Source organism: Duganella sp. 1224 (genome assembly GCF_013408245.1).
In the GTDB taxonomy this organism is placed as follows: domain Bacteria; phylum Pseudomonadota; class Gammaproteobacteria; order Burkholderiales; family Burkholderiaceae_D; genus Rugamonas.
Window position 1 is genome coordinate 251,757 of record NZ_JACBYS010000005.1, and the last position, 26,977, is coordinate 278,733.

28 protein-coding genes and 1 riboswitch are annotated in these 26,977 nt (G+C 65.3%); of the genes, 14 read left to right on the forward strand and 14 right to left on the reverse strand.

The window, feature by feature from the left end; all coding sequences use genetic code 11:
• The first annotated feature begins 64 nt into the window (after positions 1-64).
• Positions 65-697: an outer membrane beta-barrel protein gene (locus tag FHW58_RS21205; protein ID WP_179675160.1), complete on the forward strand. Its 633-nt coding sequence runs from the start codon at positions 65-67 to the stop codon at positions 695-697.
• 17 nt (positions 698-714) lie between these two features.
• Positions 715-1,272 carry an outer membrane beta-barrel protein gene (locus tag FHW58_RS21210; RefSeq protein WP_179675161.1) on the forward strand — a complete coding sequence of 186 codons (558 nt, stop codon included), beginning with the start codon at positions 715-717 and terminating at the stop codon, positions 1,270-1,272.
• A gap of 56 nt (positions 1,273-1,328) precedes the next feature.
• Here FHW58_RS21210 and hslU read toward each other — a convergent pair whose 3' ends face one another.
• From hslU to FHW58_RS21250, 8 genes are all read right to left on the reverse strand, one after another.
• A complete protein-coding gene (gene hslU / locus FHW58_RS21215; RefSeq protein WP_179675162.1) occupies positions 1,329-2,663 on the reverse strand; it encodes an ATP-dependent protease ATPase subunit HslU in 1,335 nt (444 codons plus the stop codon).
• Entirely contained in the window at positions 2,660-3,202 is a 543-nt protein-coding gene (gene hslV / locus FHW58_RS21220) for an ATP-dependent protease subunit HslV (RefSeq protein ID WP_179675163.1), read from the reverse strand. The genes hslU and hslV overlap by 4 nt, the downstream gene beginning before the upstream one ends.
• 69 nt (positions 3,203-3,271) lie before the next feature.
• On the reverse strand, positions 3,272-4,573 hold the full coding sequence (locus tag FHW58_RS21225) for an STAS domain-containing protein (protein ID WP_229265428.1): 1,302 nt from the start codon (positions 4,571-4,573) through the stop codon (positions 3,272-3,274).
• Positions 4,574-4,781: 208 nt separating this feature from the next.
• Positions 4,782-5,228 carry an RNA polymerase-binding protein DksA gene (dksA, locus tag FHW58_RS21230; protein ID WP_072788156.1) on the reverse strand — a complete coding sequence of 149 codons (447 nt, stop codon included), beginning with the start codon at positions 5,226-5,228 and terminating at the stop codon, positions 4,782-4,784.
• A gap of 89 nt (positions 5,229-5,317) precedes the next feature.
• Positions 5,318-6,376, reverse strand: a complete 1,059-nt coding sequence (locus FHW58_RS21235; RefSeq protein WP_179675164.1) for a GTP-binding protein — start codon at positions 6,374-6,376, stop codon at positions 5,318-5,320.
• A 101-nt stretch (positions 6,377-6,477) separates the two neighbouring features.
• Positions 6,478-7,413: a tyrosine recombinase XerC gene (xerC, locus tag FHW58_RS21240; protein WP_179675165.1), complete on the reverse strand. Its 936-nt coding sequence runs from the start codon at positions 7,411-7,413 to the stop codon at positions 6,478-6,480.
• Between the two features lie 10 nt (positions 7,414-7,423).
• The gene (locus FHW58_RS21245; RefSeq protein ID WP_179675166.1) at positions 7,424-8,092 is read right to left on the reverse strand and encodes a DUF484 family protein; all 669 of its coding nucleotides are present in this window, start codon (positions 8,090-8,092) and stop codon (positions 7,424-7,426) included.
• Positions 8,093-8,185: 93 nt separating this feature from the next.
• Positions 8,186-9,238 carry a porin gene (locus FHW58_RS21250; RefSeq protein ID WP_179675167.1) on the reverse strand — a complete coding sequence of 351 codons (1,053 nt, stop codon included), beginning with the start codon at positions 9,236-9,238 and terminating at the stop codon, positions 8,186-8,188.
• Positions 9,239-9,628: 390 nt separating this feature from the next.
• On the opposite strand from FHW58_RS21250, the gene FHW58_RS21255 reads away from it, so the two are divergent.
• A complete protein-coding gene (locus FHW58_RS21255) occupies positions 9,629-11,068 on the forward strand; it encodes a tetratricopeptide repeat protein (protein WP_179675168.1) in 1,440 nt (479 codons plus the stop codon).
• 79 nt (positions 11,069-11,147) lie between these two features.
• Here FHW58_RS21255 and dapF read toward each other — a convergent pair whose 3' ends face one another.
• The 3 genes from dapF to FHW58_RS21270 are packed head-to-tail and all read right to left on the reverse strand — an operon-like array spanning position 11,148 to position 13,742.
• Entirely contained in the window at positions 11,148-12,011 is an 864-nt protein-coding gene (gene dapF / locus FHW58_RS21260; protein WP_179675169.1) for a diaminopimelate epimerase, read from the reverse strand.
• Between the two features lie 7 nt (positions 12,012-12,018).
• Positions 12,019-12,894: a lipid A biosynthesis acyltransferase gene (locus FHW58_RS21265; protein ID WP_179675170.1), complete on the reverse strand. Its 876-nt coding sequence runs from the start codon at positions 12,892-12,894 to the stop codon at positions 12,019-12,021.
• The gene (locus FHW58_RS21270; protein ID WP_179675171.1) at positions 12,891-13,742 is read right to left on the reverse strand and encodes a lysophospholipid acyltransferase family protein; all 852 of its coding nucleotides are present in this window, start codon (positions 13,740-13,742) and stop codon (positions 12,891-12,893) included. The genes FHW58_RS21265 and FHW58_RS21270 overlap by 4 nt, the downstream gene beginning before the upstream one ends.
• A gap of 175 nt (positions 13,743-13,917) precedes the next feature.
• Between FHW58_RS21270 and metK the strand changes: the two genes are divergently transcribed.
• The gene (gene metK, locus FHW58_RS21275) at positions 13,918-15,084 is read left to right on the forward strand and encodes a methionine adenosyltransferase (protein WP_179675172.1); all 1,167 of its coding nucleotides are present in this window, start codon (positions 13,918-13,920) and stop codon (positions 15,082-15,084) included.
• Positions 15,085-15,223: 139 nt separating this feature from the next.
• On the opposite strand, the gene FHW58_RS21280 is transcribed toward metK, so the two are convergent.
• Positions 15,224-15,421 (reverse strand): hypothetical protein, encoded by a 198-nt coding sequence (locus tag FHW58_RS21280; protein WP_179675173.1) that lies wholly within the window; start codon positions 15,419-15,421, stop codon positions 15,224-15,226.
• 14 nt (positions 15,422-15,435) lie between these two features.
• On the reverse strand, positions 15,436-15,732 hold the full coding sequence (locus FHW58_RS21285) for a hypothetical protein (RefSeq protein WP_179675174.1): 297 nt from the start codon (positions 15,730-15,732) through the stop codon (positions 15,436-15,438).
• 111 nt (positions 15,733-15,843) lie between these two features.
• Positions 15,844-15,911: riboswitch (S-adenosyl-L-homocysteine riboswitch) on the forward strand.
• Positions 15,912-15,939: 28 nt separating this feature from the next.
• Between FHW58_RS21285 and ahcY the strand changes: the two genes are divergently transcribed.
• The 3 genes from ahcY (at position 15,940) to metF (ending at position 18,600) form a co-directional block, all read left to right on the forward strand.
• On the forward strand, positions 15,940-17,367 hold the full coding sequence (ahcY, locus tag FHW58_RS21290; RefSeq protein WP_179675175.1) for an adenosylhomocysteinase: 1,428 nt from the start codon (positions 15,940-15,942) through the stop codon (positions 17,365-17,367).
• A 62-nt stretch (positions 17,368-17,429) separates the two neighbouring features.
• On the forward strand, positions 17,430-17,780 hold the full coding sequence (locus tag FHW58_RS21295; protein ID WP_179675176.1) for a phage holin family protein: 351 nt from the start codon (positions 17,430-17,432) through the stop codon (positions 17,778-17,780).
• Positions 17,773-18,600: a methylenetetrahydrofolate reductase [NAD(P)H] gene (metF, locus tag FHW58_RS21300; RefSeq protein WP_179675177.1), complete on the forward strand. Its 828-nt coding sequence runs from the start codon at positions 17,773-17,775 to the stop codon at positions 18,598-18,600. Before FHW58_RS21295 ends, metF begins: the two co-directional genes overlap by 8 nt.
• A 45-nt stretch (positions 18,601-18,645) precedes the next feature.
• Here the strand turns inward: metF and FHW58_RS21305 are convergent, their stop codons facing one another.
• Complete coding sequence (locus tag FHW58_RS21305) at positions 18,646-19,263, reverse strand: 5-formyltetrahydrofolate cyclo-ligase (RefSeq protein ID WP_179675178.1); 618 nt, start codon at positions 19,261-19,263, stop codon at positions 18,646-18,648.
• A gap of 30 nt (positions 19,264-19,293) precedes the next feature.
• On the opposite strand from FHW58_RS21305, the gene FHW58_RS21310 reads away from it, so the two are divergent.
• From FHW58_RS21310 to FHW58_RS21340, 7 genes are all read left to right on the forward strand, one after another.
• Complete coding sequence (locus FHW58_RS21310) at positions 19,294-21,264, forward strand: lytic transglycosylase domain-containing protein (protein WP_179675179.1); 1,971 nt, start codon at positions 19,294-19,296, stop codon at positions 21,262-21,264.
• Positions 21,265-21,290: 26 nt separating this feature from the next.
• Positions 21,291-22,010 (forward strand): glutathione S-transferase family protein, encoded by a 720-nt coding sequence (locus tag FHW58_RS21315; protein ID WP_179675180.1) that lies wholly within the window; start codon positions 21,291-21,293, stop codon positions 22,008-22,010.
• 4 nt (positions 22,011-22,014) lie between these two features.
• Positions 22,015-23,268 (forward strand): multifunctional CCA addition/repair protein, encoded by a 1,254-nt coding sequence (locus FHW58_RS21320; protein ID WP_179675181.1) that lies wholly within the window; start codon positions 22,015-22,017, stop codon positions 23,266-23,268.
• Positions 23,269-23,279: 11 nt separating this feature from the next.
• Entirely contained in the window at positions 23,280-23,936 is a 657-nt protein-coding gene (locus FHW58_RS21325) for a GNAT family N-acetyltransferase (protein WP_218892829.1), read from the forward strand.
• 114 nt (positions 23,937-24,050) lie between these two features.
• Positions 24,051-24,335 (forward strand): JDVT-CTERM system glutamic-type intramembrane protease, encoded by a 285-nt coding sequence (mrtJ, locus tag FHW58_RS21330; RefSeq protein ID WP_229265430.1) that lies wholly within the window; start codon positions 24,051-24,053, stop codon positions 24,333-24,335.
• Between the two features lie 18 nt (positions 24,336-24,353).
• Complete coding sequence (locus FHW58_RS21335) at positions 24,354-26,489, forward strand: choice-of-anchor D domain-containing protein (RefSeq protein WP_179675184.1); 2,136 nt, start codon at positions 24,354-24,356, stop codon at positions 26,487-26,489.
• Positions 26,486-26,974 carry a TlpA disulfide reductase family protein gene (locus FHW58_RS21340; protein WP_179675185.1) on the forward strand — a complete coding sequence of 163 codons (489 nt, stop codon included), beginning with the start codon at positions 26,486-26,488 and terminating at the stop codon, positions 26,972-26,974. The genes FHW58_RS21335 and FHW58_RS21340 overlap by 4 nt, the downstream gene beginning before the upstream one ends.
• Positions 26,975-26,977: the final 3 nt, after the last annotated feature.

A 26,977-nucleotide genomic window follows, 5' to 3' on the forward strand; every position in this document is an offset into this window, starting at 1 on the left:
CACTGCAATGCGTCGCCCCTCGCAGAAGGGGCGGCACCAGGACTCACTTCAACGCCAGGAAATCATGTCTTGTACATTGAAACTTGCAGGTGGTTTGTTGCTGCTGGCCGCCTGCAGCGCACGGGCGCAGGAAACCTCGCCGTACTACCTCGGCGCCGATCTTGGCGTCAGCAGCCAATACAAGGACTTGCGTTGCCCGACGGCGAACGACTGCGATGACCGTGGCGATTTCAGCGGACGCCTGTATGGCGGCTACACGCTGGGCAGCAGCCCTTTGTTTGACCTTCGCAATACGCATGCGCTGGAACTCAGCGCATTTGGTTTTGGCCACGCGCGCAGCGTGATTCAGGCCGCTGATTCGTTTTATCTCAACGGTAAAAGCAAGGTCTATGGTGGCTCGCTGAATTATGTGTCGGGACTGGAGTTGACGCAGGGGCTGTCGCTGCGGGGCAAGGTCGGCCTGAGCCTCGCGCGCAGCAGCGTGCAGTACGCCACCATGACCGGACTGGACAACTATGGCGCGAATGGCAGCGTGCGGCATAACCGCGTTGGCGTGAATTACGGCCTGGGCCTGTCGTACGCATTGGACAAGCACTGGTCGCTGCATGGCGACTGGCTGCACGTGCCGGTCAAGCTGGGCGCCGGCGACAAGACCAGCGTCAATATGTATTCCGTGGGCGTGGGGTACGGCTTCTAGACTTTCTGGAGGATGTGATGAAGTTACTTGTTGCAGGGATGATCGCGCTGGGCGCTTGCGGTTGCGCCAGCGCCGACGATCAAGCATGGTACGCCGGCTTCGATGTGGGTACCGGTGGCAATCATACGCAGGTGGGCGGCAATGGCCGCGTCTATCTCGGCTACCAGCTCGGCACTGCGCAATTGTTGGGCATGGAGCTGGTCAACGCGGCCGAAGCGCAGTTGTACAAAATGCGCTTTCGCGCTGACCGGAGCAGCCATGGCTACACCTTCCAGCGCGAAGCGCGGGTGGTAGGTGCCGCCTTGGCGTGGGCGCCGATGCTGAAAGTGACTGACCGGGTGGCGCTGGCCGGCAGGGTAGGCGTGGCCTACAACCATGCCGATGTGGGCCGGCCGGGCAGCGAGCCTGGCGGCAGTTATGCCAAGGTGGCGCCGCTGACCAGTCTGGGCGCTTCGTATGCGCTGAGCGAGAACGTGCGGCTGCGGGCCGATGTCGGTTACACGCAGGTCAAGCTCGGCGTCCGGGATAACGTCGATCACACGATGGTGTCGACCGGCGTGTCGGTCGGCTTTTGAAACGATAACCCGAGAGCGGGCGCCACCCCCGGCGCCCGCTGACGGTTGGACTGCCCTTACAGCACGTAGCGCGACAGGTCTTCGTTGACCGCCAGCGCGTCCAGGCGCGCGTTCACGTAGGCGGCGTCGACCACGATGGTTTTGCCGCTGTCTTCGGTCGCCGTGAACGACAGTTCTTCCAGCAACTTTTCCATCACCGTGTACAGGCGGCGGGCGCCGATGTTTTCGGTGCGCTCGTTAACCGAGTAGGCGATCTCCGCCAGGCGGTTGATGCCGTCCGGCGCGAACTCCAGCTTGACGTTCTCGGTGGCCAGCAGCGCCTCGTACTGCTTGGTCAGGCAGGCGTCGGTGCTGGTCAGGATGCGCTCGAAGTCGGCGATCGACAGCGACTCCAGTTCCACGCGGATCGGGAAGCGGCCCTGCAGCTCGGGAATCAGGTCCGACGGCTTGGCCAGGTGGAAGGCGCCCGAGGCGATGAACAGGATGTGGTCGGTCTTGATCATGCCGTACTTGGTGTTGACGGTGGTGCCTTCCACCAGCGGCAGCAGGTCGCGCTGCACGCCGGCGCGCGAGACGTCGGCGCCGCCCACTTCCGAACGCGAGGCGATCTTGTCGATCTCGTCCAGGAACACGATGCCGTTCTGCTCGACGTTCTGGATGGCCTTCTGCTTCATCTCGTCTTCGTTGACCAGCTTGGCGGCTTCCTCGTCGATCAGCACCTTCATGGCTTCCTTGATCTTGACCTTGCGCGCCTTCTTGCGCTGGGCGCCGATGCCGGAGAACATGGTCTTGATCTGCTCGGTCATTTCCTCCATGCCGGGCGGCGCCATGATTTCCATCTGCGGGCCGGCCTCGGCCAGTTCGATCTCGATCTCCTTGTCGTCCAGCTCGCCCTGGCGCAGGCGCTTGCGGAAGGTCTGGCGGGTGCTGTCGTCCTTCGGCGTTTCCGTGCCCGACGGCGTGAAGCCGAAGTCGCGCGCCGGCGGCAGCAGGATGTCCAGCACGCGGTCCTCGGCCGCGTCCTCGGCGCGCGCGCGCACCTTGGCCATCTCGGCCTGGCGGGTCTGCTTGACGCCGATGTCGATCAGGTCGCGGATGATGGTGTCGACGTCGCGCCCCACATAGCCCACCTCGGTGAACTTGGTGGCCTCGATCTTGATGAACGGCGCGTCGGCCAGCTTGGCCAGGCGGCGCGCGATCTCGGTCTTGCCGACGCCGGTGGGGCCGATCATCAGGATGTTTTTCGGCGTGATCTCGTGGCGCAGCGGCTCCTCGACCTGCTGGCGGCGCCAGCGGTTGCGCAGCGCGATGGCGACCGCCTTCTTGGCCTTGCCCTGGCCCACCACGTGTTTGTCGAGTTCGCCGACGATTTCTTGCGGAGTCATGTTCATGCTGGGTCCAGTGTCTCGATGATGTGGTTCAGATTGGTGTAGATGCACAGTTCACCGGCGATGGTCAGTGACTTTTTGACGACGTCCGCCGGCGACAGTTCCGTGTTCTCGACCAGGGCCTTGGCGGCCGATTGCGCATAGGTGCCGCCGGAGCCGATGGCGCCAACGCCGTCCTCCGGTTCCAGCACGTCGCCGTTGCCGGTGATGACCAGCGTCGAGTCGGCGTCGGCCACCAGCAGCATCGCCTCCAGGCGGCGCAGCACGCGGTCGGTGCGCCAGTCCTTGGCCAGTTCGACCGAGGCGCGCAGCAGGTTGCCCTGGTGTTTTTCCAGCTTGCCTTCAAAGCGGTCCAGCAGGGTGAAGGCGTCGGCGGTGCCGCCGGCGAAGCCGACCAGGACCTTGCCCTGGTAGACCTTGCGTACCTTGCGGGCCGTGCCCTTCATGACGATATTGCCCAGCGTGACCTGGCCGTCGCCGCCCAGCGCGACTTGCTTGCCGCGGCGCACGCACAGGATGGTGGTGCCGTGAAATTGTTCCATAGTTACCTCAAAGTAATGATGCAGACTGCGTCAAGACCGAAAAGTGGGGCTGGAAAGCGAAATTGCAAGCTAGTACTTGTGGGCGTAGATTCTTGCCAACGTGGCAAAACCCAGCAGCCGCAGCAACGCGGTCACCAGGTGATTGACGTCGCGGAAGGCGATGTGGCGGCCCGGTTGGGCGTCGGCCATCGCCTGCAGCACGCCGTGCAGCTGGATGGCGCTGGGGTAGTCGATGCGGGTCAGGCGCGAGCAGTCGAACACCAGCGCTGCATACTCATCAGCATACTGCCGGATCGCCGGCAGTAAAGGGCCCAGTTGATGTTCTATGACGGGAGGCAACATAAAGCGGTCGGGCGACGACGACAGGTGTTGTGCCGGCGCCATGGCCACCTTGTGCGGCGGCGTGAAGGAGGGGGGCGATACCTCGAACGTCACGCAGTAGTCCATGGCCGCGTGTTCGAATTCCTTTTCGCGGTTCTGCAGTTGCAGCAGTTCCAGCAGCAGCAGCCAGGGCGCCTCGCCGTCGTCGCGGCGGCCGACCGCGATGCCGTTGCGCAGCAGCGTGGCCAGCGCCGGCGCGCCGACCAGGATCAGTTCGCGCTGCCCGGCCTGCAACTGCCGCAGCGTCGCCAGCAGCAGCGCGCAGCCGGCGGCGTCCACCGCCGTCACGCGGCTGAATTCCAGCCGCAGCACCGGGCTGGCGTCGGCCTGCTGGCGCAGGCGGTCGAGCTGGGGCGCGATGCCGGCGTCCAGCAGGCCGGACAGCGCGACGGTTGGCGTCAGGCCGGCCCAGTCCGGCGAGGCGGCGGCCAGCGCGGCCGGCGCTTGCCACGGCGGCGGCGAGGTTTCAAAGGTGCTGGCGTAGTCGATCGACAGGTTGTCGAAGGCGTCCTGCTGGCCGCTCACCTGGTACAGATCGAACAGCATCCACCAGGCGCTGCGGTCGCTGTTGAGGCGGTTGTTGTCGGCCACCGCCGCCAGCAGCATCTGCTGCGCCACGGCGGCCTGGCCGTTGGCATAGAGAATGGCGATTTCGTCGACCGCCGACGCGTGGTCGTCGGCCTGGGCCAGCGGCAGCGCTTCGGTCAGCAGCAGGGTGGTGGCGACCGCATCGCCGGCGGTGGTGGCCGCGACGGGACGGGGGGGGCGTTGGCTGCCCCAGGCGGGCTCGGGCAGGTTGAAGATGTCGGCTTCCATGGCCGACTCGATGGCGTCGATCTTCATGGCGGTGGCGCGGGCCAGTTCGCGCTGGCGGGCCTGCAGGTGTTGGCGTTCCAGTTCGCTGTTGGCGGCCAGCCGCGCCTGCTCGTCGTCGGTGAGCGGCGGCAGCGTGTCGGCTTTCTTGAAGAGAGAGAACAGTCCCATCGGCATAGTGTAGCCGCAAGCGGCGGGGTTGCCGCATTACGGGTGGGATGGGAAATGAAAATTCAGGTAAAGAACGCCTTGGCGGCGGATGGCACCCGTTTACCCCGCACACCGCTGCGCCAGGGTCTGACCCCGTACGGGGTCAGACCCTTTCGGTCGGGGTGAAAAAAAAAGCACGCTGGTCTGCGTGCTTTTTTTTCGTGGTGGCTCTATATCAATCGCCGTACAGCTTCTGCTTCAGCTCACGGCGCTGCTGTGCTTCCAGCGACAAGGTCGCGGTCGGTCGCGCGATCAGGCGTGGAATGCCGATCGGTTCGCCGGTTTCCTCGCACCAGCCATAATCATTGTTATCGATCGCAACGATCGACTGCTGAACCTTCTTCAGCAGCTTGCGCTCGCGGTCGCGGGTGCGCAGCTCCAGCGCGTGCTCTTCTTCGATGGTGGCGCGGTCGGCCGGGTCCGGCACGAGCACGGTTTCGCGCAGGTGTTCGGTGGTTTCGCCGGCGTTTTTCAGCAGCTCTTTTTCCAGGGCTTGCAGCTTGGCCTTGAAGAAGGCCATTTGCGCTGGATTCATATAATCCTTGTCATCCATCTTCAGAATTTCTTCTTCGGTCAGGATGCGCTCGGCGGCTGCGGGGGTCGATTTATTAGTTTTGGTCATAACTTCGCTTACCTTCGATACGACAGAGTTTTCAATTAATCAGCCCGAATTTTGTGGCTTTTTAGCCATCCCCACAAAACCCGGATAGTTTATACCAGACATTGTTCTAAACCGCTAATAAAGATGTCTTTGGGCAGATTTTTGCCAATAAATACCATTTTGCTGCCACGAACGTCGTTTTCCCCCCATTTTGCGCCCAGATCGCTGCCCATAATCTGGTGCACCCCCTGGAACACCACCTTGCGGTCGGCGTCCTGCATAAACAATACGCCTTTGTAGCGCAGCATGCGAGGACCGTACACATTGACCAGGCCGCCAAGGAACTCGTCCAGCTTGGCCGTGTCGAACGGACGGTTGCTCTTGAACACAAAAGCGGCGATGTCGTCGGTGTGATGGCTGTGGTGATGGTCGTGATCATGGCCGTGGTCATGAGGGTGGTGGTCGTGGCCGCAGTGCTCGTCGTGCACATGGCCTTCCTCGTGCGCCTGCTCGCTCAGCAGGAAGTCCGGGTCGAGTTCCAGCTTGTCGTTGAGGTTGAAGCCTTTCAGGTCCAGCACCCCGCTGATCGGCGCGCGGCCAAAGTCGGACTTGCTGATCGGCGCGCGCGGGTTGATGCGCGACAGGCGGGCGGTCAGCGCGGCCAGTTGCTCCTCGCTCACCAGGTCGGTTTTGGACAGCAGGAGCTTGTCGGCGAACCCGACCTGGCGCTGGGCTTCCTCGTGCTGGTCCAGCTGGTCCATGGCGTGGCGCGCGTCCACCACCGTGACCACCGCGTCCAGCATGTAGTGAGCGCCCACTTCCTCGTCAACGAAGAAGGTCTGCGCCACCGGGCCGGGATTGGCCAGGCCGGTGGTCTCGATCACCACGCGGTCGAACTGGATCTCGCCGGCCTCGCGCTTCTGCGCCAGGTTGCTCAGGGCCACGATCAGGTCGCCGCGCACGGTGCAGCAGATGCAGCCGTTGTTCATCTCGACGATTTGCTCGCCGGTGTCCTGCACCAGGATTTCGTTGTCGATGTTTTCCTGGCCGAATTCGTTTTCGATGACGGCGATGCGCATGCCGTGTTCTTCCTGCAGGATGCGGTTCAGCAGCGTGGTCTTGCCGGCGCCGAGGAAGCCGGTCAGGATGGTGGTGGGAATCATGGCCATGGTTGTCTTATTTGAAAATGCGTTAATGCAATCGGCTGATTATGCCGGAATTTTTCGGACGCTAGCAATTCGTCCAATTGAGCAATATCAGCACACGTGTGCTATTTCACTTTGGCGCGCGGGTGGGCCTTGTCGTAGACCTCGGCCAGGTGCTGGAAGTCCAGCGCCGTGTACACCTGGGTCGAACTGATGCTGGCGTGGCCCAGCATCTCCTGCACCGCCCGCAAATCGCCGGACGACTGCAGCACGTGCGAGGCAAACGAGTGGCGCAGCATGTGCGGGTGCACCTGCACCGGCGCCCCGTGCGCCACGCCGTGCTGGCGCAGCCGCTGCTGGATCACGCGCGGCGACACCCGCGTGCCGCGGCTGCTGAGAAACAGGGCGTCGCCGCCGTCGGTGGGCGCCGGCCGCAGCGCCAGCCAGGCGTGCAGCGCGTCCAGCGCGGCGGCGCCGACCGGCACCGTGCGGCGCTTGTTGCCCTTGCCGGTGACGGTCACCTCGCGGTTGCCGAGGTCCACCCAGCCGAGCGCTTGCTTGCTGGGCGTCAGGTCCAGCCCGGCCAGTTCGGACACCCGCAGGCCGCTGGAGTACAGCAGCTCGAACATGGCGCGGTTGCACAGCGCGGCCGGATCGTCGCCGTTGCCGGCCGCCGGGCGCGACGGCGCCACCAGCTGCACGGCGTCGTCCACCGACAACGCGCGCGGCAGGGTTTTGGCGCGTTTCGGCGCGCGCACGCCCTGCACCGGGTTGGCGGCCAGCGGCATCTGCTCGCCCAGCCAGCGGAAAAAGCCGCGCCAGCTGGACAGCTTGCGGGCGATTGAACGGGGATCGAGTTCCTGCGCGTGCAGTTTGGCGGTCAGCCGGCGCACCGCGTGGTGGTCGAGCTGCGGCCAGGCGCTGGCGCCGGTCAGCGCCGCCAGCGCCTGCAAATCGCGGGCGTAGGCGGCGCAGGTGTGCGGCGACAGCTGGCGTTCGCGCTGCAGGTGGGCGAGATAGGCGTCGATCCAGGCCAGTTTGCTGTCTGGAGCGTCGCTCATGGCGCGGTGCTCAGGCCAGCAGCCAGGCCAGCGCGGTGCTGGAGGTCTCGCCGATGTGGACCAGGAAGTCGGTGGCCATCAGCGAGGTGAAGCGGTTGGCGTCCTGCGAGCCCATGATCAGCAGGCCGAAGGCTTGCTTGTCGCCCGGCTTGCGCAGCGGGATGATGACGGTCGACACCACGGCCGACGGGTCGTCCAGCCAGCGCACCGCCTCGAAGTCCTTGTTGGCGCCGCAGTACGGGGCCAGCAGGCTGTTGGCAAAGATGCGGGCGTCGTCCGACACGCCCTTGACGAACCATTCGTCGACATAGTCGGGCGCGGTGCCCCAGATGCGCACCGTCACTTGCGGCACGTCGAAGGCGGTCTTCAGGCCGTTGGTGACGGCGTGCGGCATCGAGCCGACGTCCTCCGACTGCAGCAGCACCTGCGTCCAGCGGTGGAACTTGTTGGCGATGGCTTCGTTTTCCGAGGCCAGGCGCATCAGGTTGCTCATGCGCAGTTCCAGCGTTTTGTATTTGTCGCGCAACACTTCCATCTGGCGTTCCTGCAGCGAGACGGCGCGGCCGGTCAGCGGGCTGGCCAGTTTGATCTCACCCAGCAAGTCGGCGTGTTCTTCGAAGAATTGCGGGTGCTCGGTCAGGTACTGTGCGACGAGGGTGGAATCCAGTGGGGCGGTCATGAGAGATACGTTGTAGGCAAGGTGGTGTGCAATTTTAAACGAAAAAAAACGGGCATGGTGGACCCATGCCCGTCATGGCGACGCCACGCCCGCTTAGAAGTTGTGGTGGATGCCGACGCTGTAGTAGTTGAAGGTGGCGGCGGCGGTGGCTTTGCGGCGCGTGCCGTCGACGTACACGTAGGTGCGCGGCGACAGATTGTAGTCGTAGCCCAGCGAGAACTGCTTGGTCTTGGCGATGTTGGGGCTGTTGAAGATGTTGTCCGGCGTCTTGCGGCCGATGCCGGCGCGCACCAGGCCGAGGCCGACGTTCCAGTTGGCGCCCACCATCCAGGCCTTGGTGATCGGGTTGACCGGCACGCTGTAGTCCTGGTCCTGGCGCTGGTAGGTGGCCATCAGCTTGAGGTCGTTGATCGGCTTGTACGAGGCGCCCACCGACCACAGCTTGGTGGACACGGCGTTGCGCTCGTAGGCGCCGTAGGCGGCGAACGGGCCCTGGGTGACGGTGGCGCTGACCGAGTATGGGTTGACCGGCGCCATGCTGTTGGCCGGGAACTGCGGCGCGGCGGCGGTGCCGCGGCCGATGATGGCCGGGTTGTTGTTGGCCTCCTTGCTGGCCACGGTGATGTTCAGCTGGAAGATGTTGCCGATCACCGGCGAGTTGTAGAACACCGCGTTGGAGAAGCGGTTCAGCGAGTTGCCGGCCACGCTCAGCGGGTCGCTGGTGTAGCCGGCCACTTGCAGGTCGGTCTGGTAGCCGGCCACGGCCGGCATGCCGGACCATGGCTCGAAGGCGGTGCTGGTTTCCTGGAAGGCGCTCAGCGCGCGGCCGAAGCGCAGCGTGCCGAAGTCGCCCTGCAGGCCGACCCGGCTCTGGCCCTGGAACAGCGGCCGCACGGTGTTCTCGATTGCGCCGGTGTCGGGCTCGTAACGGATTTCCAACTGGAACAGCGCTTTCAGGCCGCTGCCGAGGTCTTCCACGCCGCGGAAGCCCAGCTTGTTGTTGTCGCGCTTGCCCACGGCGGTGACGTCGGTGTCGGTCCGGCGCGAAACGCCGGCGTCCAGGGTGCCGTAAATGGTGACCGACGATTGCGCGGACGCGCCGCATGCCACGCCAGTGAGAGCCAGAGCCGCCAAAGTTTTTTTCATTTGTTATTCCTTTATAAGTGTATTTCTCATCCCCGCTGCTTGACCGGTTGCTGAAACCTTAATGGGTCGCTGGCGCCGTGGAGCCGGAATGGTCGATTGGAACGGTTTGTTTTGGTCGAAAGCCGTGCCAGCCCGGCTTCTTGTTGTATTTTTGAAACGCTTGTCAGGCGCCTCGGTCGGCCCGTTTTGCGACTGCTTTTGCTTTCATCCGGGCATGAAAACAGCTCTAGCGTACAAGCGGGCAGGGGGGGCGCCGCTTGTGGCATATCAAGCGCGCGCGCATATTGTTTTAGGGTGTGGCGCGGATGGCACGTTACACTAAGACACAAATCAAATCGCGCCGCAGACCGCACAGCGGCGCTTCCCGCTTCGATGAATCATAGAGAGACAATGGCCAATCGAGAAGAGTTAGGGATCATCAGGGGCGCCCGCGCCGGAGACGCGGACTGCCAACTGGCGCTGGGCAAGCTGTATCTGTTCGGTGGCGCCAGCCTGCCGCTCAATGTACCGACCGCGCTGCACTGGCTGGCGCGCGCGGCACAGCAGGAGCGCGACGAGGCGTGGCGCCTGATCGGCAGCCATATTCCCGTTGACACCGCGCGCCAGGCGCTGCCGGACGTGCTGCGCTGGTATCAGCGCGCCAGCGACGCCGGCATTGCCGCCGCCGCCCAGGTGCTGGCGCAGTTGCGGCAGCAGACGCCGCCGCGCGGCGCGCCCTTGCGCCCGCAGGCCGTGCCGCCGCCAAACGCGCCTTCCCCCGCCGCTTCGATGGCCGTTGCTTCGTGCGGCGGCGCGCTGGCGCTGAGCACCGATCAGACGTTGCAGCTGACGCGGCTGGAGCCGCTGTGGCCGCACCAGCGGCCGGCCTTTCTTCAGCAGGCGCGGCCGTTACTGGCGCGCTTGCTGGCCGAGGCGCCGGCCGACGCGGAAGCGGCGCGGCTGGCCGACTGGCACGCCGCGCCGCCATTGCTGTGCCTGCTGTCGCGCTGCGCCGCGCTGGCGCCGGCGGACGGCGCCGATGCCGCGCTGCACCAGTGCCGCGAGCTGGCGGCCTACGCCGGCGAACGCCACGCCCAGCTGGCGCTGGGGCTGTGGTTTGCGCGCATGGACAGCGACGGCAAGCGCCTGAGTCACGGCATTGCCGCCGTCAACTTCAAGCGCGCCATCCGCTGGCTGACGCTGGCCGGCGAGCAGGGGCTGGCCGAGGCGTGGTTCGCGCTGTCGCGCATTTATCTGAAGCCGGAGTTTTCACAGCGCTGCGTGGCCGAGGCGCAAAGTTACCTGGAGCGCGCGGCCGAGATGGGCCACTGCGGCGCCCAGCTGGAGTGCGGCATGTATGCCTGGCGCAACCGCCGCACCGACGAGCACAGCGACGTGCGCGCCGCCTACTGGCTGCAGAAGGCGGCCGCGCAGGGCTGCGCCGAGGCGGAGGCGGCGCTGCAGCGCGTGGCCGCCGCGCCCAAGGAGGCGGACTGGATGACCAGCGTGGTCACCTGCCTGACGCGCGAGTTGCTGGAGAGCCAGCCGCTGCTGGCGGCGCGGCTGGAACTGGCCGCGCTGTTCGGCCTGAGCCGGGCGGAAGCGTTGCTGCTGGATGTGAAGGCGGCCGATCAGGGCCATTGCCTGGTGGTGGATATCCGCGCCAGCTATGGCCGCAGCAAGCGCCGGCTGGTGCTGCTGCGCACGGCGCGCGAGCGGCAGGCGCTGGACCGCATCGTGCGCCTGTTCGAGTCGATTGATAGCGGGCCGGAGGGGCTGGAGGGCAATTACCGCCAGCGTTTGTACCGGCTGAAGACCTGGTTGCAGGAAGATTTGCTGGCGGCGGCGTGACCCGCGTCGTTCGGCGGTCGCTGCGCGGTCTATGCCGCGCTGGCGTTCTATGGGTTCCGGCTTGCGCCGCAACGACTGGTCAGATGTCGATTTCGCCTTCGAACACGGTGACCGCCGGACCGGTCAGGAACACGGGCTGGCCTTCGCCGGCCCAGCTGATCGACAACTGGCCGCCGCGCGCGTCGACCCTCACCGGGCTGTCCAGCAGGCCGCGGCGGATGCCGGCCACGGCCGCCGCGCAGGCGCCGGTGCCGCACGCCAGCGTCTCGCCGACGCCGCGCTCGAACACGCGCAATTTCACGTGCTGGCGGTCCAGCACCTGCATGAAGCCGGCGTTGACGCGGTTGGGGAAGCGCGCGTGGTGCTCGATCAGCGGCCCGGTCAGTTCCACCGGCGCCGTCTCGACGTCGTCCACCACCTGCACCGCGTGCGGATTGCCCATCGACACCGCCGAAATCAGCACGCTCTCGCGCGCGCCGCCCAGTTCCAGCACCAGCGGCCACAGCGTGTCGTCGCCTTGCCGCTGGCCTTGCAGGCCGTCGGCGTCGAATGGCACGCGGCCCGGTTCCAGGATCGGCGCGCCCATGTCCACGGTGATGCTGCCGTTGGCCTCCAGCCGTGGCGCGATGACACCGGCCTTGGTCTGCACCGTGATCGACTGCTTGTCGGTCAGGCCTTTTTCCGACACGAATTTGACGAAGGCGCGCGAACCGTTGCCGCACTGCTCGACCTCGCCGCCATCGGCGTTGAAGATGCGGTAACGGAAATCGCAGCCGGCCTCGGTGGGCTTTTCCACCAGCAGGATCTGGTCGGCGCCCACGCCAAAGCGGCGGTCGCCCAGCAGCTTCCACTGCGCGGGCGTGAAGTCGATGTGCTGGTTGATGCCGTCGATGACGACGAAGTCGTTGCCGGCGCCGTGCATTTTGGTGAATTTGAGTTTCATGGGCAGTTTATTTTTTGTACAGCGACGGCTCGCCGTTGGGGCGGGTCTTGAAGCGTTTGTGGGTCCAGAAATATTCAGCCGGCGTCTCGCGCACGCGTTCCTCGATGAACTCGTTCATGCGGCGGGTGGCGGCCACCATGTCCTCGCCCGGATAATTGTCCCACACTGGATAGAATTTCACACGCCATCCCTGGTAATTGGGCAGGAAGGTGGCGATCACCGGCATCACCTGCGCGCCGGTGGTCGCGGCGATGCGGGCGGTGGCCGTCAGCGTGGCGGCCTGGACGCCGAAGAAGGGCACGAACTCGGCGTCCTTTTCGCCGAAATCCATGTCCGGCAGCATGAAGTAGGGCAGCTTGTCGCGCAGCGCGCGCAGGATGGGCTTGATGCCGTCCTGGCGGGTGAACAGCTTGACCGGCTTGAAGCGGGCGCGGCCGGCGCGCAGCACGGCGTCGAAGGCGGCGTTTTTCTGCGTCACGTACATCGACGAGGCCGACGCTTCCATGGCGATCGCCGCGCCGGCCACGTCGAGGCAGACGAAGTGCGGGCACAGCAGGATGGTCGGCTTCCCGGTCATGGCCGCCACCGGGATTGCGCCGCCCGGCTCGATCGTGATCAGGCGCTTCAGGCGCGACTCCGGCGCCCACCACAGGATGGCGCGCTCCCACACGCTGCGCGAGTAGGCCTGAAAATGGCGGCGGGCGATGGCGACCCGCTCGGCCTCGCTCAGCTCAGGCATGGTCAGGCGCAGATTGGTCAGCGCGATCTGGCGGCGCGGCCGCATGACGACAAACAACAGGCTGCCGACGGCGTCGCCGAGGCGGCCCAGCAGCGGCAGCGGCAGCCAGTGCAGCAGCCACATCAATCCCAACAACAGTTTCATGCGTGTTCTCCCGCCGACGGTGCCGCAATGCCATGCGGCACCTTGTAGCGGTTATAGCTCCAGTAGTATTGCGACGGGCTGCGGGCGATCAGGCGCTCCATGGCGTGGTTGATGGCCTGCGCCTGGGACGCGCTGTCGCCGTCCAGCGAGCCGTCGAAGGGCACGAAGCGTACCACATAGCCGCGTCCGCCCGGCAGGCGTTCGGCGTAGGTGATGATGACGGTGGCGTCGCCCAGCTGCGCCAGCTTGGCCGGCAAGGTCATGGTGTAGGCGGCGCGGCCGAAGAAGGTGGCCCATACGCCTTCGCCCTCCTGCGGCACCTGGTCGGGCAGCACGCCAACTGGCTGGCCCTTCTTGAGGAACTTGGCCAGCATGCGCACGCCGGACATGTTGGCCGGCGCCAGCAACAGGTTCTTGCGCGCGCGCGCGCCCTCGATCAGCGGCTTGAGTGCCTCTTTTTTCGGAGGGCGGTACATGACCATCAGTTCAGTGCGCAGGGCGATTTCCTGTGCCACAATCTCGAAGCAGCCCAGGTGCGGTGTCATGAAGACGATGCCGCGGCCGGCGTCCAGCTCGGTTTGCACCAGGTCCCAGTTTTCCAGCGTGGCGTGGCGCGACACGCGGGCCGGATCGGCGCACCAGATGAAGGGCAGCTCGAACATGCTTTTGCCGGCCTCGGCGACGGCGGCGTGCAGGTGCTGGCTAAAGCCGGCCTGGGCCAGGTTGGCGCGCAGGCGGCGGCGGTAGGCGGGCGAGGCCCAGTACACCAGCCAGCCCATGGCGGCGCCGATGGCGTGCAGCACGGACAACGGGAAGATTGATAAAAAACGGAAAATTGGAACCAGCATGTTGGAAATCTGCCCTGTGTTGGAAAGCAAGGTTTTTCAAAAAAGCGTAAAATACCACGTTAAGTAGTAGCCGCTGAGTTAATGACAACTTGCGATGCGGGATATAAATGTCGCTAAAGCGTCGCAAGCCGTGTTGGTATGCGACAGAATTTTCAAACATATCAGGAGCTTGCGCATGTCTAATGATTATCTTTTCACCTCGGAATCCGTCTCGGAAGGTCACCCGGACAAGGTAGCGGACCAGATTTCCGACGCTATCCTCGACGCGATTCTGGCCCAGGACCCGAAAGCCCGTGTGGCGGCGGAAACGCTGTGCAACACCGGTCTGGTCGTGCTGGCCGGTGAAATCACCACCCACGCGAACGTCGACTATATCCAGGTCGCGCGCGAAACCATCAAGCGCATCGGCTACGACAACACCGACTACGGCATCGACTACAAGGGTTGCGCGGTGCTGGTGGCCTACGACAAGCAGTCGCCCGACATCGCCCAGGGCGTGGACGAGGGCGCCGGCCTGGACCTGGACCAGGGCGCCGGCGACCAGGGCCTGATGTTCGGCTACGCCTGCGACGAAACCAATGAACTGATGCCGGCCGCGATCCACTACGCGCACCGCCTGGTCGAGCGCCAGTCGCAACTGCGCAAGGACGGCCGCCTGCCATGGCTGCGGCCGGACGCCAAGTCGCAGGTCACGCTGCGCTATGTCAACGGCCGCCCGGTGGCGGTGGACACCGTGGTGCTGTCGACCCAGCACGCGCCGGAAATGCAGCACAAGCAGATCGAGGAAGCGGTGATCGAGGAGATCATCAAGCCGGTGCTGCCGAAGGAATGGCTGCAGGACACCAAGTACCTGGTCAACCCGACCGGCCGCTTCGTCATCGGCGGCCCGCAGGGCGACTGCGGCCTGACCGGCCGCAAGATCATCGTCGACACCTACGGCGGCGCTTCGCCGCACGGCGGCGGCGCGTTCTCGGGCAAGGACCCGTCGAAAGTGGACCGCTCGGCCGCCTACGCCGCCCGCTACGTGGCCAAGAACGTGGTGGCCGCCGGCCTGGCGCGCCAGTGCCAGGTGCAGGTGTCGTACGCGATCGGCGTGGCCCGTCCGATCAACATCACCGTCTACACCGAGGGCACCGGCGTGATCCCGGACGAGAAAATCGCCCAGCTGGTGATGGAGCACTTCGACCTGCGTCCGAAAGGCATCGTGCAGATGCTGGACCTGCTGCGTCCGATCTACGGCAAGACCGCCGCCTACGGCCACTTCGGCCGGGAAGAGCCGGAATTCTCGTGGGAGCGCACCGACAAGGCCGCCATCCTCCGCGCCGCCGCCGGCCTGAAGTAATCAGCCTCTGCCGTAGCTAAAAACACCAACGCCCCGGATTCCGGGGCGTTGTCATTTGGGGCGCTTGGGTGGCGGTGGCGGTGGTTTAAGCGGCAGATATTTGTCGCGTTGATTTTCCCAGTACATATGGCCTCCGGTGTCAGTCAGAAAACACAGCATCGATCTTACGCTGTATTTTGGCGCGTAGGCGCGCGGTAAGCAGCAAATCGTACGGCGAATCCCCGTTTTCTATGCGATACCTGCCGTGTAAACCGAGTAGCTTCTTTTCAAAGTCGGCGACCGAAAATTCTGCATTAATTTTCATTCTGATGATGAAGGCATTGATGTCGATCATCAATCCTGAAAGCTCCGTCACCGCCCGGCGTGAATTTTGAGCTTTTCACCCACCGATAGTTGTTTGGAAATAATGGCCAGTAACGCGCTGGTCGAAGTGAAGAGCGGCCATAAAAAGGCATAGTTGCTGTTTTCCCAGAAGATGAGGCCGGCCAGCGCTGAGCCCGCCGATGCGATGGCGACGGTAATCTTGCTGATACTATCCAGCCACGTCCACCGGCCAAGCAAGGCCAGTTCCAGCTCCTCCGAATAGCTGGTGTTATACAGCAATGCGTATGCTTCATTCCAGATAGCATCGCGCGGATCAGTATTCATGATGAGCTCTGCATAAAAAAACAGCATAAGCCGGCCCGCAACGGCAGGGTTTGCGCTGGCACAAACGGGCGGATTGTTGTCGCCAGCGCCGGGGAACGATGCTAAAATGCACGTTCCGAGGAGCGCTGCGACGAATGCACTTCGCCAGGCTCGGAGATCCCCAACCGCGCTCACGTTACTTTTTTCAACACATGAAAGGAGGGCGTGATGAACGCCGTACTCAAATCCGCTCAAGACTACCTGGTTGCCGACATCTCCCTGGCGCCATGGGGCAACAAAGAAATCAAGATCGCTGAAACCGAAATGCCAGGCCTGATGGCGATCCGCGAGGAATTCGCCGCCGCCCAGCCGCTGAAGGGCGCGCGCATCACCGGTTCGCTGCACATGACCATCCAGACTGCCGTGCTGATCCAGACGCTGGAAGCGCTGGGCGCGCAAGTGCGCTGGGCCTCGTGCAACATCTACTCGACCCAGGACCACGCCGCCGCCGCCATCGCCGCCAACGGCACGCCGGTGTTCGCCATCAAGGGCGAAACCCTGGATGAATACTGGGACTACACCCACCGCATCTTCGAATGGCCGAACGACGCCGCCGGCAACCCGGTCTACTCGAACATGATCCTGGACGACGGCGGCGACGCCACGCTGCTGCTGCACCTGGGCGCGCGCGCTGAAAAAGACATCTCGGTGCTGGCCGCGCCGGGCTCGGAAGAGGAAATCTGCCTGTTCAACGCCATCAAGGCCCACCTGGCCAAGGACTCGGCCTGGTACTCCAAGCGCCTGCCGCACATCCTGGGCGTGACCGAGGAAACCACCACCGGCGTGCACCGCCTGTACCAGATGCACAAGGAAGGCAAGCTGGCCTTCCCGGCCATCAACGTCAACGACTCGGTCACCAAGTCCAAGTTCGACAACCTGTACGGCTGCCGCGAGTCGCTGGTGGACGGCATCAAGCGCGCCACCGACGTCATGATCGCCGGCAAGATCGCCGTGATCGCCGGCTACGGTGACGTCGGCAAGGGCTCGGCGCAGGCGATGCGCGCGCTGTCGGCACAGGTGTGGGTCACCGAGATCGACCCGATCTGCGCGCTGCAGGCCGCGATGGAAGGCTACCGCGTGGTGACCATGGACTACGCCGCCGAACACGGCGATATCTTCGTCACCTGCACCGGCAACTACCACATCCTGACCGAAGAGCACATGCTCAAGATGAAGGACCAGGCCATCGTCTGCAACATCGGCCACTTCGACAACGAGATCGATGTCGCCGCGCTGAAGAAGTACACCTGGGAAAACATCAAGCCGCAGGTCGATCACGTGATCTTCCCGAACGGCAAGCGCATCATCCTGCTGGCCGAAGGCCGCCTGGTCAACCTGGGTTGCGGCACTGGTCACCCGTCGTACGTGATGTCGTCGTCGTTCGCCAACCAGACCATCGCCCAGATCGAGCTGTTCGCCAACACCGACAAGTACCCGGTCGGCGTGTACGTGCTGCCGAAGCATCTGGATGAGAAGGTGGCGCGCCTGCAGCTGAAGAAGCTGAACGCGCAGCTGACCGTGCTGACCCCTGAGCAAGCCGCTTACATCGGCGTGACGCAGGAAGGTCCGTACAAGCCAGACCACTACCGTTACTAAAAACCACCCCGTCATTCCGGCCTGCGCCGGAATGACGGCTTCTCTTGCAGCGAGAACTTCTTATGCGTTTGGTCCTTACCTGGTTAATCAATGCGCTGGCCCTGCTGGCCGTGCCTTACCTGATGCATTCCGTCGATGTCACAAGCATAGGCGCAGCCCTCGTCGCGGCTCTTGTACTGGGCCTGGTCAATACGCTGATACGGCCGGTGTTGCTCCTGCTGACGCTGCCTGTGACGCTGGTGTCGCTCGGCCTGTTCATCTTCATCGTCAACGGCTTCATGTTCTGGCTGGTGGCGCAATGGGTGGATGGTTTCCATGTCGACAGCTTCCTGTCCGCTGTCGGTGGCGCCGTGTTGTACAGCATTATTTCCTGGGCTCTTTCCACCTTACTTTTGAAGAACTCAGATGGATAACCCCAATTTCAGTATCGAATTTTTTCCGCCCAAGACGGCGGAAGGCGCGGAAAAGCTGCGCGCCACGCGCGCCAAACTGGCCGAGCTGAATCCCAAGTATTTTTCCGTGACCTTTGGCGCCGGCGGCAGCACGCAGCGTGGCACGCTGGACACGGTGGTCGAGATCCTGGCTGCCGGCCATGACGCCGCGCCGCACCTGTCGTGCGTCGGCGGCACGCGCGAGTCGATCCGCGCGATTCTGCAGGAATTCAAATCGCACAACATCAAGCGCATCGTCGCGCTGCGCGGCGACCTGCCGAGTGGCTACGGCGCGGCGGGCGAGTTCCGGTATGCGAATGAGCTGGTGGAGTTCATCCGCCAGGAGACCGGCGACTGGTTCCACATCGAGGTGGCGGCGTATCCGGAGGTGCACCCGCAGGCGCGCTCGCCGCAGGACGATCTGCTGGCGTTCGAGCGCAAGATCAAGGCCGGCGCCAATTCGGCGATCACGCAGTATTTCTACAATGCGGACGCCTATTTCCAGTTCGTCGAGCAGGTGCGCAAGCTGGGCATCGACGTGCCGGTGGTGGCCGGCATCATGCCGATCACGAACTACACGCAGCTGATGCGCTTCTCCGACATGTGCGGCGCCGAGATCCCGCGCTGGGTGCGACTGAAGCTGGCCAGCTTTGGCGACGACACGGCGTCGATCAAGGCGTTCGGGCTGGATGTGGTGACGGCGCTGTGCGAACGCCTGCTGCAAGGCGGCGCGCCCGGCCTGCACTTCTACAGCATGAACCAGGCCGCGGCGACCACCGCGCTGTGGCAACGGCTGGTCTGAGCCAACCCCGCACACCGGAGGCGTGGGGTCTGACCCCGTACGGGGTCAGACCCCTGCTGGCCGCAGTGCGGGTTGAAGGGCGGCGGCTTCGGTAAGTATGCAGTCCAGCGCCACATCGTGCGCGTCCTCGGCGAAAACGACCTGCAAGCTGCTGTACGCGATGCCCACCGTGCGCGGGCGGGGGGGCCGCGCCAGCGTGCGGTCATAAAACCCGCCGCCATAGCCCAATCGATAACCCTGCGGATTGAATCCCAGGCAAGGCACCAGCAACGCCGGCGGATACGCCGCCTGCAAACGCAAATCCGCCGGCACCGCGACCCCCATCTTATCCTTCACCATCGGCTCGCCGATGCGCCACTCGGCAAACTCCAGCGCCGCATCCTTTTGCACCACCACCGGCAGCAGCAGCCGCGCGCCCAAACGCGCCAGCTCCGCATACGCCGGATGCAGATCCGGCTCGTCGCGCAAGGGCCAGTAGACGCCCAGCGCCGCTGGCCGCGCCACCTGCCACCACGCCACCACACGCTCGCCGATCGCCCGGTCCCATAGCGCGCGCGTGGCAGGGTCCAGCGCCCGCCGCGCGGTCAGCAACTGCTTGCGCAAATCCGCCTTCTGTACTGGTGATCCGGATGCGCTGCGTGGTATTCTAGGGTCGCTGGTCATATTTGGTTCAAGACTATAGAGAGTTGCACTTTGATTTCTGTTTCGAAATGGATTGCCGGCGCGGTCGTCGTTGCCTTTACCTCGTTTGCCCATGCCGACGACATCAACCCGGACAGCCGCAGGGACGACGATGCCTTCCTGCTGCTGCGCGACGCCGTGCGCCAGGACGATGCCAGCAAAGCGGAGTTCTACGCCGCCCGCCTGACCAACTACTCCATTCCATCCTATGTCGATTATTATCGGCTGAAATCCCATCTGAAGGATGCCACCCAGGCCGAAATCCGCGATTTCATGCAGCGTTATCAAGGCCAGGCCATCGTCGACCGCCTGCGCAACGACTGGCTGCTGGAACTGGGCCGCAAGCGCGACTGGGCCACCTTCGACGAGCAGTACCCGCAGTTTGTGCTCAACGACGACACCCAGGTCAAATGCTACGCGCTGATCTCGCGCGCGCTCAAGGGCCAGAAGGTGGCCGACGAGGCGCGCGCCTTGCTCACATCCCCGTCGGTCTACGGCCAGCCCTGCGCGGACCTGATCGCCACGCTGTACCAGAACGGCCAGTTCACCACCGAGGACCTGTACGCGCAACTGCGCCTGTCCGGCGAATTCAACGCCACCGGCCAGGCTCGCCGCATCGTCGCGTTGCTCGACGGCCCGGAAAAGAAAGCCGTGCAGGCGGTCGATCTGCCGACGGTGGCGGTGGCCAAGGGCATGGGCCCGAGCAAGGTGGAACACCAGATCTACATCGTCGCCATCGGCCGCCTGGCCAAGACCAGCATCAAGCTGGCCACGCTGGCGCTCAACAAGGCCGCGCCGAAAATGACGCCGCTGGAGGCGCAGGAAGGCTGGGCCGCGATCGCGCTGCAATCGTCGTACACGCTGGCGCCGGAAACCACCGATTACTGGAAGCGCGCCAACGGCGCGCCGCTGTCCATCGACCAGATGCAATGGAAGACCCGCATCGCGCTGCGCAATGGCGACTGGCGCCAGGTGGAGAACAACATCCGCGCCATGCCGGCTGCGCTGCGCAACGAGCCGACCTGGATCTACTGGCTGGGCCGCGCGCTGATGGCGCGCGACGGCGTCTCCACCCAGCCGAGCGGCGAAGCGCTGCAACTGTTCCGCAGCATCTCGGACCAGTCGAACTACTACGGCCAGCTGGCGCTGGAGGAATCCGGCAAGCTGATTACCATCCCGGCTGCCGGCGCGCCGGTCACGCAGGCGGAGATCGCGCCGATCGCCGCCAACCCCAACTTCCAGCGCGCGCTGAAGTTCTTCGGCATGCGCCTGCGCTTCGAGGGCACGCGCGAATGGAACTGGGGCCTGCGCGGCATGAGCGAGCGCGAACACCTGGCCGCCGCCGAATACGCGCGCCAGAACAATATCCTCGACCGCATGGTCAATACCTCGGAGCGCACCCGCATCCAGGTCGACTACACGCAGCGCTTCCCGTCGCCGCACAATGACGTCATGCATCCGGCCACGCAGACGCTGGGCCTGGACAAGGCCTGGGTGTATGGCCTGATCCGCCAGGAGTCGCGCTTCATCATGGACGCGCAATCGCACGTCGGCGCATCCGGTTTGATGCAGGTGATGCCGTCCACCGGCCGCTGGGTGGCCAAGAAGCTGGGCCTGACCGACTTTGCGCAGGACATGCTGAGCGACGTCCGCTACAACATCATGCTGGGCACGAACTACCTGAACATGGTGCTGGGGAATATGGACGGCAACGAGGTGCTGGCCACCGCCGCCTACAACGCCGGGCCGGGCCGCCTGCGCACCTGGCGCTCGACGCTGACCAAGCCGATGGACAGCACCATCTTCATCGAATCGATTCCGTACGCCGAAACCCGCACCTACGTCAAAAACGTGATGTCGAATTCAACCTACTACGCGGCGCTGTTTGAAGGACGCCCGCAATCGCTGAAGGCACGCCTTGGCACCGTGCTGCCCAAGGGCTACACGGAGCAGGAAGAACAGGAAACCAGCTTCGCCCGCTGACCGCTTACAACCCAGGACTTCGTACCATGCAGACTACCCACCTCGATCCCAGCCTGTCGCAAACGCTTGCGGCGGCGCGCGAGCCAGGCCTCACGCTCGTCATCGGTAACAAGAATTACTCCTCGTGGTCGATGCGGCCGTGGGTGGCGATGGTCGCCTTCGGCATTCCGTTCCAGGAAGTGCGCGTGCTGCTGGACCGCGAGGACACCGCCAACCGCATCTGCAGCTACTCGGCCTCTGGCCGCGTGCCGGTGCTGCTGGCTGGCGACGAGATGACCATCTGGGACAGCCTGGCCATCTGCGAATATCTGGCCGAGCAGTTCCCCGAGCTGCATCTGTGGCCACAGGACGTGGCGGCGCGCGCCATGGCGCGTTCGGTGTGCGCCGAGATGCACGCCGGCTTCACCGACCTGCGCACGTCGATGTCGATGAACATCCGCGCCAGCTTCCCCGGCAAGGGCCGCACGCCCGGCACCCAGGCGGACATAGGCCGCATCAGCGAAATCTGGGAGGAGTGCCTGTCGCGCTTCGGCCACCACCAGTTCCTGTTTGGCGACTTCTCGCTGGCCGACGCCTACTATGCGCCGGTGGTGCTGCGCTTCCGCACCTACGGCGTCACGCTGGCGCCGGCGCTGGACGCCTACTGCCAGCGCGTGCTGGCCCACCCTGCGGTGGCGCGCTGGGTCAGCGAAGCGCTGGCGGAAACCGAAACGGCGCCCAAGCACGACGCCGACATGCCGGACTGAGATGATGCACACTTACGTAGTCGGCGGCGCGGTGCGCGACGCGCTGCTTGGCCTGCCGGTCAAGGATCACGATCACGTGGTGGTCGGCGCCACGCCGGACGACATGATCGCCAAGGGCTTTCGCCCGGTCGGCAAGGACTTCCCGGTGTTCCTGCATCCGCAAACGCAGGAGGAATACGCGCTGGCGCGCACCGAGCGCAAAACCGCGCCCGGGTATAAGGGCTTTGTGTTCCACACCTCGCCCGACGTGACGCTGGAAGAGGACCTGGTGCGGCGCGACCTCACCATCAACGCCATCGCCCGCGCCGACGACGGCACGCTCACCGATCCCTACGGCGGCCAGCGCGACATCGAGCAGCGCGTGTTCCGCCATGTGTCCGAAGCGTTCGCGGAAGACCCGGTGCGCATCCTGCGGCTGGCGCGCTTTGCCGCCCGCTTCAGCGACTTCACCGTGGCGCCTGAGACCAACGCGCTGATGAAGCAGATGGTGGCGGACGGCGAAGTGGATGCGCTGGTGCCGGAGCGCGTGTGGCAGGAACTGTCGCGCGGGCTGATGGAAGCCAAACCATCGCGCATGCTGGAAGTGCTGCGCGACTGCGGCGCGCTGGCGCGCATCCTGCCGGAGCTGGACGCGCTGTGGGGCGTGCCGCAGCCGGAGAAATGGCATCCTGAAATCGACACCGGCATCCACGTGCTGCAAGTAGTGGACTGCTCCGCCAGGCTGCAACGCGAGCTGCCGGTGCGCTTCGCCTGCATGATGCACGATCTGGGCAAGGGCGTGACGCCGTCCGACAAATGGCCATCGCATCACGGGCATGAAGAACTGGGCGTCAAGCTGGTGGAACAGGTGTGCAAGCGCCTGCGCGTGCCGACCGACTGCCGCGACCTGGCGGTGATGACGGCGCGCGAACACGGCAACGTCGGCCGCGCGCTGCAACTGCGCGCCAACACCATCGTCAAGCTGCTGGAGCGTTGCGACGCCTTCCGTAAGCCGGCGCGCTTCGTGCAGATGCTGCAGGCCACCGAGTGCGACGCGCGCGGCCGCATCGGCCCGAGCGCCAGCTTTGCGGATACGCCGTTCCCGCAGATGGCGCATCTGGAAGCGGCGCTGGAGGCGGCCCGCGCCGTCAACGCCGGCGAGATCGCGCAAGCCTGCGCCGACCAGCCGCAGCGCATTCCGGAGCGCGTGCACATGGCGCGCGTCGGCGCCGTCAAGCAGGCGCTCAAGCTGGCGGATGACGACGGGGCGCCCGAGTGAACTCGGGTGACTTGTTCCAGAATCCACTGCGCCGCTGGGGCAGGCACCGCGACGGCAAACGTCCGACGGTGCTGGTGAAGGAACTGCGCGAGCGCGACCGGCGCCGCATGCTGCGCCACTTTCTTGAACTGGAGGACAGCGACCGCCTGCTGCGCTTCGGCTCCATGCTGCCGGATGAACAGGTCACCAGCTATGTGAACGGCATCGACTTCTCGCGCGACATGGTGTTTGGCGTGTACAACCGCGTGTTCCGGCTGGTGGCGGTCGGCCACCTGGCGTTTGCGCCGCGCGACGAATCGAGCACCGTCACCGACAAGGAACGGGTGGCGGAATTCGGCGTCTCGGTCAGCCGCTCGGCGCGCGGCATGGGCGTCGGCTCCCGGCTGTTCGAGCGCGCCGCCATCCACTGCCGCAACAACGACGTGGATACGCTGTACATGCACTGCCTGTCGTCCAACAAGACCATGATGCACATTGCGAAGAAGGCCGGCATGGAAATCCACCGCGAGTACGGCGAGGCGGACGCCTACCTCAAACTGCTGCCGGCTGATCCGGCCAGCGTGCTGCAGGAAGCGCTGCACGAGCAGTTCGCGGTGCTCGACTATACCTTCAAGGCCAATAAGCGCATCGCCGTCAAATGGCTGGGCCGTTTGATCGGCAAAAAATAATTCCGATTTCTTAGAACCTTCGCCACGTTGGCCGGAATACACGGCCAGACTAGATGTGCAAGCAAAGGTTCACCTCCTGTGTGCTGGTTATCACCGCCTGATTGGCAGCGGCTATTGCTGCTGCTCGCGCTATCCCCCGTGCTGGAGGAGGTGGTGGTGCGCGCCGGCGTACAGGAATGGCTGATGCGGCGCGCGCCACAGGCGCGGGTGTGGCCGGTGCTGGCGTCGGCGCTGGTCTTCGGGCTGCTGCATGTGCGCGCCGGCTGGCCGCATGCGCTGGCGGTGACCGTGCCCGGGCTGGTGCTGGCCATGCTCTATCAGCGTACGCGCGACTGGCGCTGGTGCGCCTGCGCCCATGGCGCGATGAATGCCTTTGCCATCTCTGTCTGCGGTCTATAACTTCAACTGGAGAATGGCATGAATCGATTGATAGCGCGGGCGGCATTCGCCGTCCTGCTGCTTGGCCTGGCATGGCAGGCGGCGCAGGCGGCGGACGCCCTGAACGGCAAGAGCCTGTACCTGAACGGCCCGGTGGGCGGCGGCGCCACCTGCGCATCCTGCCACGGCCCCACGCCGGCCAACAATGTGAACGGCATCCTGGCAGCGGCCAACCAGCCGTCGGTGATCTCCAGCGCTTTCGCCGCCAACAAGGGCGGCATGGGTAGTCTGTTCAACGGCAAATTCTCGGCGTCCGAGATCGCCGATTTGGCGGCCTTCATCGGCAATCCGAACGTGACGGCCTCGCCGGCGGCCTCGCTGGCGCCGTCCACGCTGACCTTCAGCGGCGCCAACATCGGCCAGGCCAGCGCGCCGCTGTCCGCCACGCTGACCAACACCGGCAACGCCGCGCTGAACATCGGCACCATCGGCATCAGCGGCGCGGCGGCGGGCGACTTTGCGCTGGCCGGCGGCAGCTGCGCCAATGGCGCCGCGATCGCGGCCGGCGCCAACTGCACCGTGCAAGCCAGCTTCACGCCAACGGCCGCCGGCGCGCGCGCCGCCACGCTCACCATCACCCACAACGCCACCGGCGGCAGCAGCACGGTGGCGCTGAACGGCACCGGCAATGCGACGCCGCAGGCGACGATCGCGCTGTCGGCCGCCAGCGTTGATCTCGGCAAGCTGCTGGTGGGGACGCCATCGGCGGTAGCGACCATCACCGTCGCCAATAGCGGCCAGGCGGCGCTGAACTTCAGCGGTATCGCCATCGGCGGCGCCAATGCGTCGATCATCGCGCTTGGCGGCACTTGCGCGGTCGGCACGCCGGTGGCCGCAGGCGGCAGCTGCACGGTGACCGTGCAGGCCACGCCAGCCAGCGCCGGCGCCATTGCCGCCAGCCTGACGCTGACCTCCAACGCGGCCAATGCCGCCAGCGCCGGCGGCTCGGTGACGGTCAGCCTGACCGGCAGCGCCGCCACGCCGGCGCCCGCGCTGACGGCGACGCCGTCCGCCGTGGCGTTTGGCGCGCAGACCATCGGCACGGCGGCCGCCACGCAGACCGTCACGCTGGCCAACAGCGGCAATGTGGCGTTGAACATCGGCAGCATCGGTGTGACCGGTTCGCCGGCCGTGACGCTGAGCGCCAACACCTGCGGCAGCACGCTGGCCGTGGGTGCCAACTGCGTCGCCACCGTGCGCTTTGCGCCGACGGTGGAAGGCGCGGTGACGGCGTCGCTGGCGGTGGCGTCGAATGCGCCGGCGCTGCAAGTGGGTATTACCGGCACCGGCACCACGCAGGCAACGGCGCAGCCGGCGCTGTCGGAGACCGGCCCGATCGCGTTCGCCGATACGCAAGTCGGCAGCAGCGCCGACGCGCACACCACCACACTGAGCAACAGCGGCAATGCCGCGCTGAAGATCGCCACGCTGACGCTGGGTGGCACCAATCCGGGCGACTTCGTGGTCGGCGGCACCTGCGCGGCCAATGTGTCGGTCAGCTCCGGCGCCAGCTGCACCATTACCACCGCCTTCAAGCCGACGGCGGCCGGCGCCCGCAGCGCCGACCTGCTGCTGGTGACCGACGGCGGCGCACAGTTCCACCTGGCGCTGAACGGCAACGGCGTGGCGGTGGTGGTGACCGCGCCGTCGCTGAGCATCAGCCCGCAGAGCTTTGACTTTGGTTCGGTCGCCATCGGCGCCGCCGCGCCGACCCGCCGCTTCACGCTGACCAACAGCGGCGCCGCCGCCGTGACGCTGTCCGGCGCCACCTTCAGCGGCCCGTTCGCCGCCGTCGCCGACAGCACCGGCTGCGCCGCCTTCCCGTTCACGCTGCAGCCGGGCGCCGCGTGCGATCTGGTGGTCAGCTACACGCCTGGCACCACGGGCGCCAGCAATGGCGGCGTCACGCTGGCCGCCGGCGGCACCACCTGGAACATCGCCTTGAGCGGACAGGGCGTGGCAGCGGCGCCGAATGCCGCGCCGTCGAATCGCGGTGGCGGCGGTTGCTCGGCCTCGCAGGACGTCACCGATCCGACGCTGACCGCGCTGCTGATCCTGTCCCTGATCGTTATCGGCTGGCGTCATCGCCGCCGCAACTCTGGAGGTGCCAAATGAAACTGAAGATGATGATGCTGGCCGCCTTGCTGGCGGCATCCTCGGCCCAGGCGCTGGAGAAGGGCGCGCCCGCGCCGCAGTTCGACCTGCCGGGCCTGGATGGCGCGGTCAAGCTGGCCAAGCTGCAGGGCAAGGTGGTGTACGTGGACTTCTGGGCATCCTGGTGCGGCCCATGCCGCCAGTCCTTCCCATGGATGAACGAGATGCAGGCGCGCTATGGCGCCAAGGGCTTGCAGATCGTCGGCGTCAATGTCGACGCCAAGACCGACGATGCACGCCAGTTCCTGGCCGCGACGCCGGCGCGCTTCGCCATCGCCTTCGATCCGCAGGGCGCCACGCCGCGCAGCTACGGCATCAAGGGCATGCCGAGCAGCGTGCTGATTGGGCCGGATGGCAAGGTGCTGATGGAGCATTCGGGCTTCCGCGAGGCTGACCGCGCGGAGCTGGAAAGCAGGATCCAATCCGCGCTGGGAGGCGTCAAATGAGGG